Raw genomic sequence first — 15,381 nt, 5'->3', positions numbered from 1 at the left:
GCGAAGGCCGGATGCGGCCCTCGCCTTTCAACCCCACTTTGCAGCATCGCCTGACTACACTTGCTTGCCCCGAAAGATCGGGCGCAGAAACCGCTTTATTTCCCATTTCTTAAACGTCAGACTTGTCATGCGGCTGTGATGATCGCCCTTTAGGGCCTTCTCAGCCAGCCGTGGGACGACGGCGCAGTTTCGGATGATGGGGCCAGGACATGACGATTTTCTCAAGCAAACGCCGCGATGTGCTCAAGCTCATGGCGGGCACCGCCATGCTGCCGCTGATGGCGGCGGCGACACCTGTCATGGCGCAGGATGTGGCGCTGCGTGCAATCGTCATCTCCGACCTGCATTCGGCCTATGAGCGCATCGGCCAGCTTCTCTCGGCCATCGAAACGCGGATCGCCGCCGACAAGACGCCGCACATCATCTTGCTGAATGGCGATCTTTTCGAACTCGGCAATGCGGTGGCCACACGTTCGGCCGGCGAAATCGAATGGACCTTCCTCACGGCGCTCGCCAAGCTTGCCCCCACCGTCATCAATATCGGCAATCATGAGCCCGATATCGACAGCGACCTTGCCAATTTCGTCAGCCGCGCCCACGCGCTCGGCATCACCGTGCTTTCCAACATCATCGACAAGCGCAGCGGCAAAACCTATGCGCCCGCAAGTGCCGCGGTCAGCGTCGGCGAACAGCGGGTCATCGTGGCGGGCCTCGCCACCAATGCGATCAACACCTATCCGAAGGCCACGCGCGAGATGCTCGACATTCCGCAGCCTGTGGAATGGGCCAAGGCCAATCTCCCTGGTATCGTCAAATCGGGCGCGATCAACATCGTTCTCAGCCATGCCGGCGTTGTCGCCGACCGCGATATACTGCCGCTCCTGCCGGATGGCACCCTCTTGGTCGGCGGCCATGACCATCTGAACTTCGTGCATGAACAGGGCGCTACCCGCTATGTCCATACCGGTTCATGGTGCACCTCCATGACGGTCGCGACGATCACCGGTCCCGGCAAGGCACCGACCGTCGAGACTGTCGCCATAGACAGTGGCGCTCCCGCCTCCCCCGCTCTCAAGACACTGATCGAACAGACGCTCGAAAAGCACCTCACGGCCGAAGAAAAGGCAATCGTCGGTAAATCGGCGAAGGCAATGACCGTCGATGAGGCGGGCCGCCACGTGGCGCAGCTCATCGCCGCAAAAACCGGCGCGGATGTCGGCTTCGTCGGCCACACCTCCTTCGGCGCTGGCCTGCCCGAAGGTGATATTCGTCGCTACGATTTCAACGCCTCGCTGCGTTTCGACGGCAAGCTAATGGTGACGGAAGTGGATGGCGAGGCGCTTGTCCGAATCCTTGAGCGATGCAACCAGGATGGCGACATTCCGCTTGCTGCGCGCACCGGCGACTATCTCTACGCCATGCCGGAAAAGCCGGACGTGAAAGAGCGCTACAGGCTGGTCTGCAACGACTGGTCCGCCACCAACCAGAAATCCTATTTCGGCCGCAGCGACCTCACCTTTACCGAAGTGCCCGATGTGAAGCTGAAGCAGACGGTTCTGGGCGGGCTTTCTTAAGGTCGCATATGCCGCAGGCGGTGACAGTCCTCCTCACTGTTCCACAGACGACTGATTCATTGCCGCGCAATTGTGCCACGATTTGAGGGTACGGCACGAATTAGGACTGCGGGAAGAGAATGGATTCGTAATCCTGAGCACCATTCAGAATGTGCAAAATCTCCACACGCGTTTGGGTGACGCGATAGAAAACAAGATAGTTTTCATAGGGACGACGGCGAATGCCGCTTTGCTCATAACGGGGTACCAAGGGATAGGCTTGCGGCATTTCCGCCAGTCTTAGACAGCGGTCCAGCAGTTCGGCGATGAATGTTTCCGCCCGCCGCGGATTATCGACAGCAATAAAATCGCCGATACGCTCCAGGTCTGCCTTGGCTTCGTTGGTCAGAACAACGATCACAGTCCACGTTCTTCCGCCATCTTCCGGTATTTGGCGCTAAGTTGAGAGGCAACATCGTCTACTGGTGTAGTCCGTCCGGCATCTGCATCGGCGATACCGCGCGCAATCGCCAAATCGAGAGCCGCCAGCCTTTTTTCACGCTCTTCAACCAACCGAACGCCCTCCCGCAGTACTTCACTGCGCGAGTTGTAGCGTCCCGACTTCACAAGATCGGAAACATAGCTTTCAAGGTGACGGCCGAGATTTGCACTGCTTGCCATGCCGATATCCTCTCTGCCTCCACCTATACCATCCGATGATAATAGTTAGCAACGACAGGTGACGGCCACAACAACGCAAACCGTTAAAACAACCGGTCAGACCATTTTCGTCAATGGTCGAGAGGACTTCAGAACGACCGGATATCGAGCTTCCGGTCCTTATGCGCCGGATGCGTGCTGAACACGAAAATGCGGTCCAGTTCCTTCTGTGTCAGCATGCGCAGGAAGCGGACGTGGATGGTGTTGTTGGCGTTGACGCGCAACATCACACAGCCGATCTTGGTGATGCGGGCATCGGGAATATCGAGATAGAACTGGTGCGGCAGGTTATATTTGGTGAGCAGCGCCAGCACCGCTTCGGTCTGGGAGATGCGGATGACGTCGCAGCGCCGCGCCGCCATGTGCATCACGGCCTTTTCGGTATATTCGATGCGAGCGGCGTTCATGGTATCTTCCATGCGAAACCGGCTTTCGCGGTCATACATGAAGGATTCTTCCTTGCTCAGGTAATGATTCCTGATGACACCCGCACCGCTCTGCACGCCGAGACCCCCATGCTCAATCAATGGATCGAGACTATGCCATAGTCTTTAACAATTCATATCAGCGCAGCCTTAAACAGACCGGAAGCGGGACATTTCCGCGATTTTTCCACAGGGGTATAAACCGCGCAAAACTGCCCGGAACAGCGATGCTCCGGGCATGTTTTTCAGTGTTCATGGCAATTATTTACGATAGGTCTTGCCGTCCGCATCGAAAAGATGGAGCTTTTCCTGCGGCGCGGCAAAACGCAGTGTTTCACCCTTGCCGACGGAAACGATGCCCGGCACCTTGACGATGATCGGCTCCTGCCCCTTGGGCGCTTCGAGATAAAGCAGGGTCACTTCACCCAGCGCCTCGACGATCGAGACCTTCCCCTCGAAAAGATAGTCGTCACCGGTAACGATGCTCAGATCTTCCGGCCGCACACCGAAGCTTGCCGCCTTGCCCTTTTCGGTTGCGGGCGTGGGAACATAAACGGCGAGCGTCTTGCCGCCGGCAAGTTCGATCGAGGTCTTTTCGCCGGTTCCGGTAATCTTGGCGGCGATGATGTTCATGGCCGGCGAGCCGATAAAGCGCGCCACGAAGAGATTGGCCGGCCTTTCGTAAAGTTCGAGCGGCGCACCCACCTGCTCCACACGACCGGCATTCAGAACGACGATACGGTCCGCCAGCGTCATCGCCTCCACCTGGTCGTGGGTAACGTAGATCATCGTCGTATCGGCCATCTGCTCGTTGAGCTTGGCAATCTCGATGCGGGTGGCGACACGCAGCGCCGCATCGAGGTTGGACAAGGGCTCATCGAACAGGAAGACCTTGGGATTGCGGCAGATGGCGCGGCCGATGGCGACACGCTGGCGCTGGCCGCCGGAGAGCGCCTTGGGCAGTCGCTCCAGATATTGCGTCAGTTGCAGGATTTCGGCGGCGGCGCGCACGCGGCGGTCGATCTCCTGCTTGTTCTCTTTCGCGATCTTCATGCCGAAGGCCATGTTGTCGTAAACCGTCATATGCGGATAAAGCGCATAGGACTGGAACACCATGGCAATACCCCGCCGCGAGGGCGGGATTTCATTGACGAGCTGGCCGTCAATATACATCTCGCCACCGGTGATTTCCTCCAGACCGGCGATCATGCGGAGCAGCGTCGATTTTCCGCAGCCCGAGGGGCCGACGAAAACGATGAATTCGCCCTGTTCGATCTGCAGATCGATGCCGTGCAGGACCTTCACCTGCCCGTATGATTTGCGGATATCCTTGAGAACGAGACTTGTCATGGGTGTTCCTCCCTCATCTGTCAGGCGTAACGGGCGAAGAATGCGCCCCATGCCGGAAGTTCTACGCTTCTGCCTTCAAGACCGCCTGCAAAGCCGTGGCCTTCGAGAACCTCCCAGTTCCCTTCCGGCAGCGTCGCCTTTGCCGGCGTTGCAGACAGATTGAAGAGGCACAGAACGGTTTCATTGCCGAGCGTGCGGGTGTAGCTCAGCACTTCGCCCTCAACCGGCTGGAATTCGATGCCGCCCTTGGCAAAAGCGGGATGCTTTTTGCGGAAGCTCAGGAAACGGCGGTAATGTTCCAGCACCGAGGCCTCGTTGCCCTGCTGGGCGTTGACGGCGCGCTGCTTGTGCTCGGCCGGAATGGGCAGCCACGTCTTTTCCGACGTCGAGAAGCCCGCCTGCGCATGTCCGGCATCCCACACCATCGGCGTGCGGCAACCGTCGCGGCCCTTGAATTCCGGCCAGAACTGGATGCCGTATGGATCCTGCAAATCCTCAAAGGCGATATCGGCTTCGGTAAGGCCGAGTTCTTCGCCCTCATAGATGCAGACGGAGCCGCGCTGCGTCATAAGCAGTGCCGATAGAACCTTGGCGAAAGCGTCCTTATCCTCGACATGCTCGCCCCAGCGGCTGACGTGGCGCACAACATCATGGTTGGAGAAAGCCCAGCAGGCCCAGCCTTCCGGGGCGGCTCTCGCAAAATCCGCCTGCACATCGGCAACGCGCTGCGGGGTCAGCGCGTCGGGTGCGAGGAATTCGAAGGCGTAGCACATCTGCATCTTGTCATCGCCGGAGGTATATTCGCCGACGATTTCGAGACCGCGCTGGCTGTCGCCCACTTCGCCGACGGCGGCGATGTCAGGGAACTCGTCCAGCACCGCACGGAAGCGCTTCAGGAAGGCGATATTTTCCGGGCGGTTCTTGTCGTAGAGATGCTCCTGGAAGTTATAGGGATTGACCGCCGGGGCGGTGGAGGCATTGCGGCGCTCCGGCGCCAGCGCCGGGTTGTCGCGCAGCTCGAGGTCGTGGAAATAGAAGTTGATGGTATCGAGGCGGAAACCATCGACGCCGCGCTTCAGCCAGAAGCGGGTGATATCAAGCAGCTCCTCCTGAACTTCCGGATTATGCAGGTTGAGGTCCGGCTGCGAGGTCAGGAAGTTGTGCATGTAATATTGCATGCGGGTCGGATCCCACTGCCAGGCGGAACCGCCGAAGATCGACAGCCAGTTATTGGGCGGCGTGCCGTCCGGCTTGCTGTCCGACCAGACATACCAGTTCGATTTCGGATTGCTGCGGCTGGCGCGGCTTTCCACGAACCACGGGTGCTGGTCCGAGGTATGCGACATGACGAGATCGATCATGACACGGATGCCGAGGCGATGGGCCTCCGCGATCAGCCCGTCGAAATCGGCAAGTGTGCCGAACATCGGATCGACATCGACATAGTTCGAGACGTCGTAACCGAAATCCTTCATCGGCGAGGTGAAGAAGGGCGAAATCCAGATGGCGTCGGCACCCAGATTGGCGATATGCGCCAGCCGGTCGGTGATGCCCTTGAGGTCGCCGATGCCGTCGCCATTGGAGTCCTGATAGGAGCGCGGGTAAATCTGATAGATAACAGCGCCGCGCCACCAGTCCTTGTTGGGCGTCAAAGCGGAAGTCACCGAAGCGGTCATGGAAGTGTCCTGTCTGGTATGGGCGTTCATGGAATGATCAGCCTCCCTTGACGGAGCCTGCGAGCAGGCCACGCACGAGATAACGTTGAAGGGCGAAGAAGACGCAGAGCGGCACAACGATGGTGACGAAGGCCGAGGCGGTGAGGATTTCCCAGTTGCCGCCGCGCGAACCGAGCAGCGCATTCAAGGCCCCGGTCAGCACCAGCTCGTCCTTCTGCGTGCCGAGGAAGACCATGGCGACGAGCAGGTCGTTCCAGGTCCACAGGAACTGGAAGATGGCGAAGGAAGCGAGCGCCGGGAAAGAGAGCGGCAGGATGATCTTGACGAAGATTTCGAAATCGCTCGCGCCATCGACGCGGGCGCTTTCGATGATCTCCTTCGGCAGGCCGGAAATATAGTTGCGCAGCAGATAGATGGCGAGCGGCAGGCCGAAGGCGGTGTGCGCCAGCCAGATGCCGGCATAGGTCTTGGACGGCACGCCGAAGATGGTGCCGATTTCATTATAGAGCCTGAGAAGCGGGATCAGCGACATCTGCAACGGCACGACGATCAGGCCCACCACCATGGCAATCAGCAGATTGCGGCCGGAGAAGCTCATCCATGACAGCGCATAAGCGGCGAAGGCGGCAATGAGGATCGGGATGACGGTTGCCGGCACGGCGACGGTGAGTGAGTTGACGAAGGACTGGCCGATGCCTTCCGAGGTCAGAACCGTGCGATAATTATCGAGCGTGAAGACGGGCGGCGTCGCGACGGAGATATAGACGCGTTTGCCGCGAGAGCCTTCAAAGCTCAAGGCCTTGCTGTATTCATAGGTACCGTCCGTATTGACGAGCAATGTTTCGCCGTCACCGATATCGGCCGCCTCGCCGGCTTTGAACGCCGTGGGCTCCTGTACGCGAACGCCAAAGGCCGCAACCTTGCCGCCCTGCCCGTTTTCGAAAACATTGCCTGATATGACATAGCGGCTGCCATCCTGCTTCTGCATGGAAGCATCGGCGAGGCGCACCGCCGAGGTCTGTTCGGAACTGGAGAAGGCCGTCCACCAGCCGGAGACCGTGATCTGGTCCTTGTCGCGCAGCGAGCTGACGAGAATGCCGAGTGTTGGCAGGAGCCAGAGCAGCACGACGACCAGAACGCTGGCATGGACGATGAGGCGCGGCAGGCCGACGCGGCGAAGGCGTTTGAAAATATTCATCTCAGCGGCCCTCCATCTCGCGGTTCGCCTGGCGGATGTTCCAGACCATGATGGGGGTGACGGCCGCCATGATGATGAGCGCGATAACAGCACTTCGGCCGCTGTCGCCGCCACCGCGGAACATCCAGTCGAACATGAGATTGGCGAGAACCATAGTGTTCCATTGGCCGTTGGTCATGGTCAGCACGATATCGAAGACCTTGAGCACGAGGATGGTGATCGTCGTCCAGACGACGGCGATGGTGCCCCAGATCTGCGGAACCATGATCTTCCAGAAGATCTGCCAGCCATTGGCGCCATCGATGACGGCCGCTTCGATGGTCTCTTCCGGGATGCCGCGCAGCGCTGCCGACAGGATGACCATGGCAAAACCGGTCTGGATCCAGATGAGGATGATCATCAGGAAGAAATTGTTCCAGAAGGGCATGGAAATCCAGACCTCGGGATTGCCGCCGAAAAACTCGACGATGGCGTTCAAGAGGCCGATCTGCACCTGCCCTTCGGCACGGTATTCATAGATGAACTTCCAGATGACGGAGGCGCCGACGAAGGAAATCGCCATCGGCATGAAGACGATGGATTTGGCGATGTTGCCCCACCAGATGCGATCGGTCATGACGGCGATGACGAGGCCGAAGAAGGTGCAGGCGGCCGGCACGACGGCGAGCCAGAGAATATTGTTGAAGATCGACTGCCGGAAACCGGCATCGAAAAACGCCCAGCGATAATTGGCGAGACCGACGACTTCGCTGCCGGTCCGGTCATAGAAAGACAGGATCAGCGTGGCGATGACGGGGTAGACCAGATAGACCAGCAGAAGGATCAAAGCCGGGCCGATGAACAGCCAGGGCCGGACCGCCGCGCGGCGATTGAGGTTGCGGGATGCCTGCAGCACGTCTCCCGAGCGGACCGGAAAGATCGCCTGAAGCACTTTATCGGATAGCCAGTAATAAGCAGCGCAGGCAAAGACCCCCGCCACCATCACGCCGATGGCCGAAACGAGTTGTTGAGCCATGTTCCCTCCCTTGATCCTCTCCGCGCCGCGCTGATTTATGCGGTCGTCGGGGCAGCGCCGTTGGTAAGGGCCCGGCAGCAAACCGCCGGGCCTGATCCGATATCTTTACTTCAGGCCGTCCCAGGCCTTCTGGATATCGCTCCCGACCTGATCGGCGGACTTGCCGCCGACGAAATCGATCATGCCGGTCCAGAACGCGCCGGCACCGATCTTGCCGGGCATCAGGTCGGAACCATCGAAACCGAAGCTTGTCGCGGTCGTCAGGATTTCACCCTGGCGCTTCATCTGCTCATTGGCATAGGTGTCGACATTCACGCCCTTATAGGGCGTCAGGAAGCTGGACTGCGCCATCCATACCTCGTGGGCGATGGGGGTCTGCAGGAATTCGACGAATGCCTTGGCGGCCGGCGCTTCCTTGGTGATGGTGACGAGCGTGCCGGCGCCGAGAACCGGCTTGCCGAGATCAGGCTTGGACGCATAAGTCGGCATGTAGAAGAAATCCGCATCCGTCCCCACCTTGGTGCCCTCAGGGAAGAAGGACGGAATGAACGACGCCTGATGGTGCAGGTAGCACTTCGGCGGAATGTCGAAGAGGCCCTTGGGGCTGTCGCGGAAGTCGGTGGAGGCCACGGCCGCAACGCCGCCGCTGACATATTTTTCGTTCTTGGCGAATTTGCCGAACTCGTTGATCGCCTCGACCACGGCCGGATCGGTGAACTTCACCTCGTTGGTCGTCCACTTCTGGTAGACGTCGAGCGGCTGCGTGCGCAGCATCAGGTCTTCCACCCAGTCGGTGGCCGGCCAGCCGGTGGCGCCGCCAGAGCCGAGGCCGATGCACCAGGGCGTACCGCCATCGGCGACGATCTGGTCCGTGAGCTTGAACAGGTCCTCCATGGACTGCGGAACCTCATAGCCCGCTTCCTCGAAATTCTCCGGCACGTACCAGACGAGCGACTTCACGTCCGCCTTGAAGGGGAAAGCGAAATAGGCCTTGGCGCCGTCCTTGCCCTTGTAGCTGCCGAGATCGACCCAGGATTGGCCCGCGCCGTAATTTTCCTTGACCCAGTTCGCGGTCGCATCGCCGAGCGGCACGAGGAAGCCCTTGGCGGCGAGATCGGCCAGAAGGCCGGGTTGCGGCAGGATGGCGATATTGGGCGGCGAACCCGCCTGCGTATCGATGACGATCTGCTGCTCGTAATTTTCCGACGAGGAATAACGGACATTCACGCCGGTCGCATCGGCGAAATAGGCAAGCACCGACTGGAACAGCGCCTCATCCTCACCACGCCAGGGGCCGAAAATCGTCAGCGTCTGGCCTTTCAGGTCGGCATGGGCCGCCTTGAAGTCCTCATAGCTTTTCCAGTTGAATTTGGCATCTTGGCCGGGTGCGAATTTCAGGTCGGCGGCAAAGGCCGCACCGGACAGCAACGCCATGACGGCAGCCGTCGCCAAAAGAGTCTTCCGCATGTGATTTACCTCCCATCACATAAAAGGCTCAAAGCGCCCCTCTCAATCAAAGCGCTTTGGCTGCCTATTCATCTCATTGTCATCAAGATGGAGTCAAGAGGCTCTTTCTGCGGAAACGTTGCAGCTCCTTACGAATAGTCGTATTTATTTAAGAAGGCGGCTATCCTTTTCGATTGAGAAATCCGGTCTGGGCTGATAAAAATCTAAAGCGCTTTGGGAGTTGAGGAGAGGCTTTGCCATGCTCCAGAGGCGCGCGCATGGAGGAAATGAGAGACATGAACCTGAAACAGCTGTCGCAGCTGCTGGGCATTTCGCAGACGACCATCAGCAGGGCGCTCAACGGCTATCCGGAGGTGAGCGCCGAGACCCGCCGGCGCGTCATGGAAGCCGCCGAAAAGACGGGCTATCGCCCCAATGCCGCAGCCCAGCGGCTGGCAACCGGCAAGGTCGGTTCCATCGGCCTTGTCATGCCGATCGGCGAGCATCACCGCTCGGATGTGCATTTCGGCGAGTTCCTGAGCGGCCTCGGTGAGGAAGCGTCGCGCAGCGGCTTTCATCTCGTCATCATGCCGACGGAGCCGGAAAAGGAGCGCGAAGCCCTGCGGGGTCTGGCGGCAAGCGGCAGCGTCGACGGCATCTATCTCGCCTATATGAAGAAGAACGACCCACGCATCGCCATGATGCAATCGCTCTCCCTGCCCTTCCTCGTGCATGGCCGTTCCGTCGGCGTGGCAGAAGATTATCCCTATCTCGATGTGGACAATGAGGGCGCCTTCCGTGATGCGACGCAGCTTCTTCTCCAGCTTGGCCATACACGGATCGGGCTGCTGAATGGCCCGGAAGGCTATGACTTCACCTACCGGCGCTGTCTCGGAGTGGAAAAGGCGCTGGCGGCCGATGGCCTTTCCCTACACCCGGACAATAAGCGGCACAGCAGCATGACCGACGAGGAAGGTTATCTCGGCATGGAAGCCCTGCTTTCACGCCCGGAAAGGCCGACCGCCATTCTCTGCGCCAGTACCGCGCTCGCGCTCGGGGCAATCCGCTCGCTCAACCAGCGGGGATTAAAACCTGGCAGGGATGTTTCGCTGATCGCCCATGACGACGTGCTGCCGTTGCTGAAGCCCGATAATTTTTCCGTGCCGCTCACCACCACCCGCTCGTCGCTCAGGGCCGCAGGGGTGCGCGTGGGTCAGCGCCTGATCAACCGCATCAAGCTCAACCAGACGGAACCCTATCAGGAACTCTGGAAGGCGGAACTTGTGGTACGCGCTTCGACGGGGCCGGCGCCGAAAGCGTAACTGGCCGTTTCCAACCGCTTAGAACTTCGGCGCAACCAGACCCAGCGCGCGATGGGCGGCGATGACGGTATTGGCCATCAGCATGGCGATCGTCATCGGGCCGACACCGCCGGGGACGGGCGTGATGGCGGCAGCCACGGCGCTTGCCTCATCAAAGGCGACATCGCCCACCAGCTTCGACTTGCCCTCGCCCTTTTCCGGCGCGGGAATACGATTGATGCCGACATCGATGACGGTCGCGCCCGATTTCACCCAGTCGCCCTTAACCATCGCCGCGCGACCGACCGCCGCCACCAGAATATCCGCCGTCTTGCAGACCGCGGCGAGATCCTTCGTGCGTGAATGCGCCATCGTCACCGTGGCGTTGGCGTTCAACAGGAGCTGGCCCATGGGCTTGCCGAACAGGTTGGAGCGGCCGATGACCACGGCGTTCAGACCGGAAAGGTCGTCGCCATGAATGCCGCGCACCAGAAGCATGGCGCCGGCGGGCGTGCAGGAAATGAGGCCGGTGGCGAGATCGCCGGTCGCGAGCTTGCCGGCATTCAGCACGCTCAGGCCATCCACATCCTTCTCGGGCAGGATCGACTGGATGATCTCATCGGAATTGAAGTGTTTCGGCAGCGGCAGCTGCACCAGAATGCCGTGGATGGAGGCATCGGCGTTCAATTCGCGGACCAGCTTCAGGAGATCGGCCTGCGTCGTTTCCTCCGGCAGCGTGTGCTGGACGGAGTTGAAGCCGCATTGCTTGGCCATCTTGCTTTTGGAGTTCACGTAAGCGTGGCTGGCCGGATCATTTCCGACGATGACAACCGCAAGGCCGGGCTTCACGCGCTTTTCCGCCTCGAGCGCTTCCGCCGATTTGCGGACTGCCTCCGTTACCGAAGCCGCCTTCGCCTTCCCGTCAATCACAACTGCCATGCGTCCTGCTCCTGCTGGGTTACGTAGGCTCCGTATGGTGCCCCCTTCGCAGGAATGCAAGCGAAAATGCGGCGTTTTCAGGCCGTTTTGCGGTAGTCCTCGCGACGGTCGGCGTAATCTGCGAGACGCTCTCTCAGGAACGCCAATTCGCGTCGCAATTCCATCAGTTCCTCGGCTTCGGCCTCCGCATGATCGAAGCGCCCGGCGAGGGCCTCGGCCAGCAATGGCGGAAGCCCGGACGGAGCAGAATCCGCAGTTCTCACGGTGCGATTGCCCATCAGCACCTGCCGCACGCGCTCGTCCAGCGGCATATCGTCGGCCTCATCGTCAGCGTCATTTGCGGCCTCGCCGTAATAGTCGGCGAAGCTGTCTTCTTCTTGCTCAACATTCGCCGCAGCGGCGAGAGGCGGCAGATCGTCGAACACGGCCGGCTCGATCGGCTCGAATTCCGAAAATTCCGGCGCTACGACGGAGGACGCCATGTCTTCGCCGTTTTCGGTGGCCGGTGCGCCCTCCTCTTCGCCGTCGTGACGATGGTAACTGAGGAGATAGAGGCTGCCAAGCAGGCCGATCAGCGCCCCGCCGCCCGCCAAGATGGCCGCCTGCGTCCGGTCGCGGGACAATTCTCCCGGTGCGGCCTTTTTCGTCAGGCGGGTTTCGATGGCAGGCGTTGCGGAGACGGACAGATCCCGGCGTTCGCTCGCTTCCAGATAGGTGTTTCGTGCCGTTTCCAGCTCACTTTGCAGTCTGGAAAATTCACCGGGGGCAACACCAAGGCTGTTCAGACGGTCGAGATATGTCTTTTGCTCGCTATTGGCCGCGGCGAGTTCCTGGGCGACCCGCTTTTCATCCGCCCGCAGACCTTCGACCACCTGGCGCAATGCGGGAGCGGCAAGTGCCTGCGCGGCATCCACGGCGTTCTGCGCGGCGATGCGGCGCGGATGTTTCGGGCCGTAATCCACCGAGACGGCGGAAAGCGCCATGCTGGCACTCGCCTGTTTCTGCCTGACATCCTCCAGCGCCGAAAACGCCATGCCGACCGGGAGAGGCCTGGAAAACACGTCGTTCGGCTTCAGGGCCAAAGCCGCCGTAAGGTCAGCCTGAAGCGACTGCTGCTGCTGGTTGATCCGCGCCAGACTGTCGTTGACGTCACGCAATTGCTGCTCGAGCTGCTGGGCCTCCGACATCACGGCATCGCCGTGGCGCATCTGGAAACCGTTCAGCGCCGCTTCCGTCTCGTCCAGCCTTGTCCGCGCCCTCTCCATCTCGCGCATGGCGGGTGTCATGGTGCCGGCCTTGCCATCCGCCATGACCCGCATCGACAGATAGTCCGTCAGACGCATGGCGGTTTCGGGCGTCGCGGCCTTGCCGGTCACGATCAGCGTATTTTCATCCGGGGTCAGCTCCAGCCGGATCGCCTCGCCCACGGCGCCGTTCAGCGCCTCACGCGGGGAGAGCGCACGTGCATCCGCACCGGTCAAAAGATCAAAAAGCAGGCCCAACTCGCCCTGATTGCGGACGCCGACCATATCGGCGGGTTTCAGCTTGAGATCGGCGGTCACCCGGTCGAGCCCGGATGGGGAAAGCAGGGTGCGTCGCGCCATCGCCAGAAAGCGGGCTGCATCGGGGGCGTCATAAGCCGTCTGGGTGACCTCGATCCGGGCCTGCGAAACATAACCGCGAAAGCCGGAATCGACGATGAGAAGCGGGAGGGCAGCGCCGGTAACGGTGGCGGCCGCGATGCAGCCGGCCGTCAGAAGCCGCAGACAATGCCTGCGCCACTGCGATACGGGCGCGGCGATATCGTCCCCGTCAGGGCGTACCGCCATCATATCCGGATTGTCATCAACCATCTGAAGCCGTCTGCCGCCCTCGGTGCCGCCCGCGATGGGCAACTGTCAAAACCTTACGAGAGGTTAAAGGATCGTGGCAAACAAATGGTTAACGCGGGGCCTGCGAGACCCGCCTCAGCTCTTGCCGAGCGCGATATGCCAGGGTTCCGCGCAAAGGCTGTAAAGCCAGCTCATATGCAGCTTGCGGAAGATTTCCGGCATGCCGGCCACTTCCAACGACAGCACCTTGAACAGCGGGCCGACTGCGATGGTGACGCGCGCATCCTCGCGGCTGACGGTGCGATGCAGCCATGTCTCCTGATTTTCCTTCAACATTCCCGCCAGGAGAACATCCACCTTAACACCGGATGCATCCCTGTTCAGCATGACGAAGTCGTGCCAGGGCGCATGCGCGCGCAGCCTGGCGAGAACGTCGCCGATCTGCGCCGTATCGTCTCCCGCAACACCGATCCGTTTCGGCACGGCCATATAGGTCAGAAGCGCCATGACGAAGGCGACGCCATCGATGACGACGGGCAGAGGCTCACCATGTTCTCTGCGCGCCGCCGCTTTCATCTTCTCGCCCTGCGGCAGAAGCAGGCAGCTTTCCAGAATCTGCCGGTAAGCGCCATCCCTGAGTGAGAGCTTTGCCTTCTCGATGGTGAGAAAGGAGAGCATCGTGTGCCCTTCACCGGCCGAAGCCCTGCCGCTGACCAATTCCAGCGCCGCGTTCCAATCGAGATCACAGACGCGCAGTCCGTGGATATTCCGTTGCGATTCCCGCCGCGCGAGACCTGACGCGAAACTCATTGCCGACCCCCAAAAACCAATCCCGTCGCCACCGATCCGACGCATGGCCTGCGGGACGGTGGTTGATGGATTTGTTATACAGGTGCAGGTTGAATTTAGCTTGAAAGCAATCTCTCGAATGCTCACGGACAGGGCAAGGGATGATTAACCAGAAAGGCGACACAGGTCCGTGCCCGCCAAAGGTCTCGCCGTCAGCCGCCTGGCGCTGCCGCCGCTTCTTTTCCAGCCTCGGCCTTCTCGGCCTTCTCGCCCTCGACGAGCTTGACCGAGCGGGGTGTGCCATTGCCGTTCTGCTCGCGAATGTCGGCCTTCGACAGGTAATCGAGCTGTTCGATCAGCACGTCCTCGACCACCTCGTCATCGAGCCGCTTGTTCAGCCCCTCGCGGATGCGCTGCTTGAAGGCTTCGGGATCGAAGGTGGAAATATTGGCGATATTGACCATGGAAGAGCCGGCGAGCAGCGTGAACAGTTCATCGGTCATCAGCTGCGTTGCCGGCAGCTCGATCTTCGCCATCTTGGCCTTGTCGACACGCAGCGAAATCCGGCTGAGGAAATAGCCGTTCACCCCGCCGTCATTGATGACAGGGATTGTGATGCTTTCACCCTTGACCAGTTGCAGATTGGCCTTTTTCGCCCCCGCCTCATCCGGCGCGGGCGCCGTCGCCATCTGGACGGAGAAATACACCGCGCCGAGCGTGACGGCGCAAACCCAGACGCCGGTGAGAAGAAGCTTCAACATCAGGAGGCTGCGCCGTACATGAACTGTTCCTGCGAATAGGTGCCGTCCGTATCGGCCTCCTGGATCGCGTTCTTGAGCAGATCCGCGACAGCGCGAACCGCATTCAGATGCGCCTCGACACGGCTGGCATTGGTTGCGAGCTTGGACTTGATGCCCTTGACCTGCTCCATGTAACCGGCAGCGATTTCCTCACGCGGCGTATCGCGGAACAGCATCGTCAGCTCATAGAGGCAACGGCTCTTATGGGCGTTGGAGACCTTGAAGTCGAACTGCGGGTCCTTACCGATATTGTCGTTCTCGTTGTCGATGATCATCTCAAGGCGGCCGAGAACGGATTGGATACGGTGGTCGTTCGACATAAGGTCCATGCTTGTCT

15 protein-coding genes are annotated in these 15,381 nt (G+C 60.3%); 2 read left to right on the top strand and 13 right to left on the bottom strand.

Annotation, left to right across the window (positions count from 1 at the left end; genetic code table 11):
* Positions 1 to 209: 209 nt before the first annotated feature.
* The gene (locus tag N5D22_RS07105) at positions 210 to 1,574 is read left to right on the top strand and encodes a metallophosphoesterase (protein WP_279654968.1); all 1,365 of its coding nucleotides are present in this window, start codon (positions 210 to 212) and stop codon (positions 1,572 to 1,574) included.
* A 100-nt stretch (positions 1,575 to 1,674) separates the two neighbouring features.
* On the opposite strand, the gene N5D22_RS07100 is transcribed toward N5D22_RS07105, so the two are convergent.
* From N5D22_RS07100 to N5D22_RS07065, 8 genes are all read right to left on the bottom strand, one after another.
* A complete protein-coding gene (locus N5D22_RS07100) occupies positions 1,675 to 1,974 on the bottom strand; it encodes a type II toxin-antitoxin system RelE/ParE family toxin (RefSeq protein ID WP_220319285.1) in 300 nt (99 codons plus the stop codon).
* Positions 1,971 to 2,234 (bottom strand): type II toxin-antitoxin system ParD family antitoxin, encoded by a 264-nt coding sequence (locus N5D22_RS07095; RefSeq protein ID WP_279654967.1) that lies wholly within the window; start codon positions 2,232 to 2,234, stop codon positions 1,971 to 1,973. Before N5D22_RS07095 ends, N5D22_RS07100 begins: the two co-directional genes overlap by 4 nt.
* A 128-nt stretch (positions 2,235 to 2,362) precedes the next feature.
* Positions 2,363 to 2,719 carry a hypothetical protein gene (locus tag N5D22_RS07090; protein ID WP_279654966.1) on the bottom strand — a complete coding sequence of 119 codons (357 nt, stop codon included), beginning with the start codon at positions 2,717 to 2,719 and terminating at the stop codon, positions 2,363 to 2,365.
* A gap of 240 nt (positions 2,720 to 2,959) precedes the next feature.
* On the bottom strand, positions 2,960 to 4,048 hold the full coding sequence (gene ugpC, locus N5D22_RS07085) for a sn-glycerol-3-phosphate ABC transporter ATP-binding protein UgpC (RefSeq protein WP_279654965.1): 1,089 nt from the start codon (positions 4,046 to 4,048) through the stop codon (positions 2,960 to 2,962).
* Positions 4,049 to 4,068: 20 nt separating this feature from the next.
* Positions 4,069 to 5,724 carry an alpha-glucosidase family protein gene (locus N5D22_RS07080; protein ID WP_279654964.1) on the bottom strand — a complete coding sequence of 552 codons (1,656 nt, stop codon included), beginning with the start codon at positions 5,722 to 5,724 and terminating at the stop codon, positions 4,069 to 4,071.
* Between the two features lie 37 nt (positions 5,725 to 5,761).
* Positions 5,762 to 6,922: a carbohydrate ABC transporter permease gene (locus tag N5D22_RS07075; protein WP_279654963.1), complete on the bottom strand. Its 1,161-nt coding sequence runs from the start codon at positions 6,920 to 6,922 to the stop codon at positions 5,762 to 5,764.
* Between the two features lies 1 nt (position 6,923).
* Positions 6,924 to 7,937: a sugar ABC transporter permease gene (locus N5D22_RS07070; RefSeq protein WP_279654962.1), complete on the bottom strand. Its 1,014-nt coding sequence runs from the start codon at positions 7,935 to 7,937 to the stop codon at positions 6,924 to 6,926.
* 105 nt (positions 7,938 to 8,042) lie between these two features.
* Complete coding sequence (locus N5D22_RS07065; protein WP_279654961.1) at positions 8,043 to 9,404, bottom strand: ABC transporter substrate-binding protein; 1,362 nt, start codon at positions 9,402 to 9,404, stop codon at positions 8,043 to 8,045.
* A 275-nt stretch (positions 9,405 to 9,679) separates the two neighbouring features.
* On the opposite strand from N5D22_RS07065, the gene N5D22_RS07060 reads away from it, so the two are divergent.
* On the top strand, positions 9,680 to 10,705 hold the full coding sequence (locus tag N5D22_RS07060) for a LacI family DNA-binding transcriptional regulator (protein ID WP_279654960.1): 1,026 nt from the start codon (positions 9,680 to 9,682) through the stop codon (positions 10,703 to 10,705).
* Between the two features lie 18 nt (positions 10,706 to 10,723).
* On the opposite strand, the gene N5D22_RS07055 is transcribed toward N5D22_RS07060, so the two are convergent.
* From N5D22_RS07055 to N5D22_RS07035, 5 genes are all read right to left on the bottom strand, one after another.
* A complete protein-coding gene (locus tag N5D22_RS07055) occupies positions 10,724 to 11,623 on the bottom strand; it encodes a bifunctional methylenetetrahydrofolate dehydrogenase/methenyltetrahydrofolate cyclohydrolase (RefSeq protein ID WP_279654959.1) in 900 nt (299 codons plus the stop codon).
* A gap of 77 nt (positions 11,624 to 11,700) precedes the next feature.
* Positions 11,701 to 13,476 carry a GumC family protein gene (locus N5D22_RS07050; protein WP_279654958.1) on the bottom strand — a complete coding sequence of 592 codons (1,776 nt, stop codon included), beginning with the start codon at positions 13,474 to 13,476 and terminating at the stop codon, positions 11,701 to 11,703.
* Between the two features lie 114 nt (positions 13,477 to 13,590).
* A complete protein-coding gene (locus tag N5D22_RS07045; protein WP_279654957.1) occupies positions 13,591 to 14,265 on the bottom strand; it encodes a WecB/TagA/CpsF family glycosyltransferase in 675 nt (224 codons plus the stop codon).
* Between the two features lie 191 nt (positions 14,266 to 14,456).
* A complete protein-coding gene (locus tag N5D22_RS07040) occupies positions 14,457 to 15,005 on the bottom strand; it encodes a flagellar basal body-associated FliL family protein (RefSeq protein WP_279654956.1) in 549 nt (182 codons plus the stop codon).
* Positions 15,005 to 15,373 carry a hypothetical protein gene (locus N5D22_RS07035; RefSeq protein ID WP_026363659.1) on the bottom strand — a complete coding sequence of 123 codons (369 nt, stop codon included), beginning with the start codon at positions 15,371 to 15,373 and terminating at the stop codon, positions 15,005 to 15,007. Before N5D22_RS07035 ends, N5D22_RS07040 begins: the two co-directional genes overlap by 1 nt.
* Positions 15,374 to 15,381: the final 8 nt, after the last annotated feature.

The sequence above is a fragment of the Agrobacterium sp. GD03872 genome (genome assembly GCF_029840625.1).
GTDB lineage: Bacteria > Pseudomonadota > Alphaproteobacteria > Rhizobiales > Rhizobiaceae > Agrobacterium > Agrobacterium fabrum_A.
Note: the sequence above shows the minus strand (reverse complement) of the source record. Positions and strands in the feature narration are given on the sequence as shown.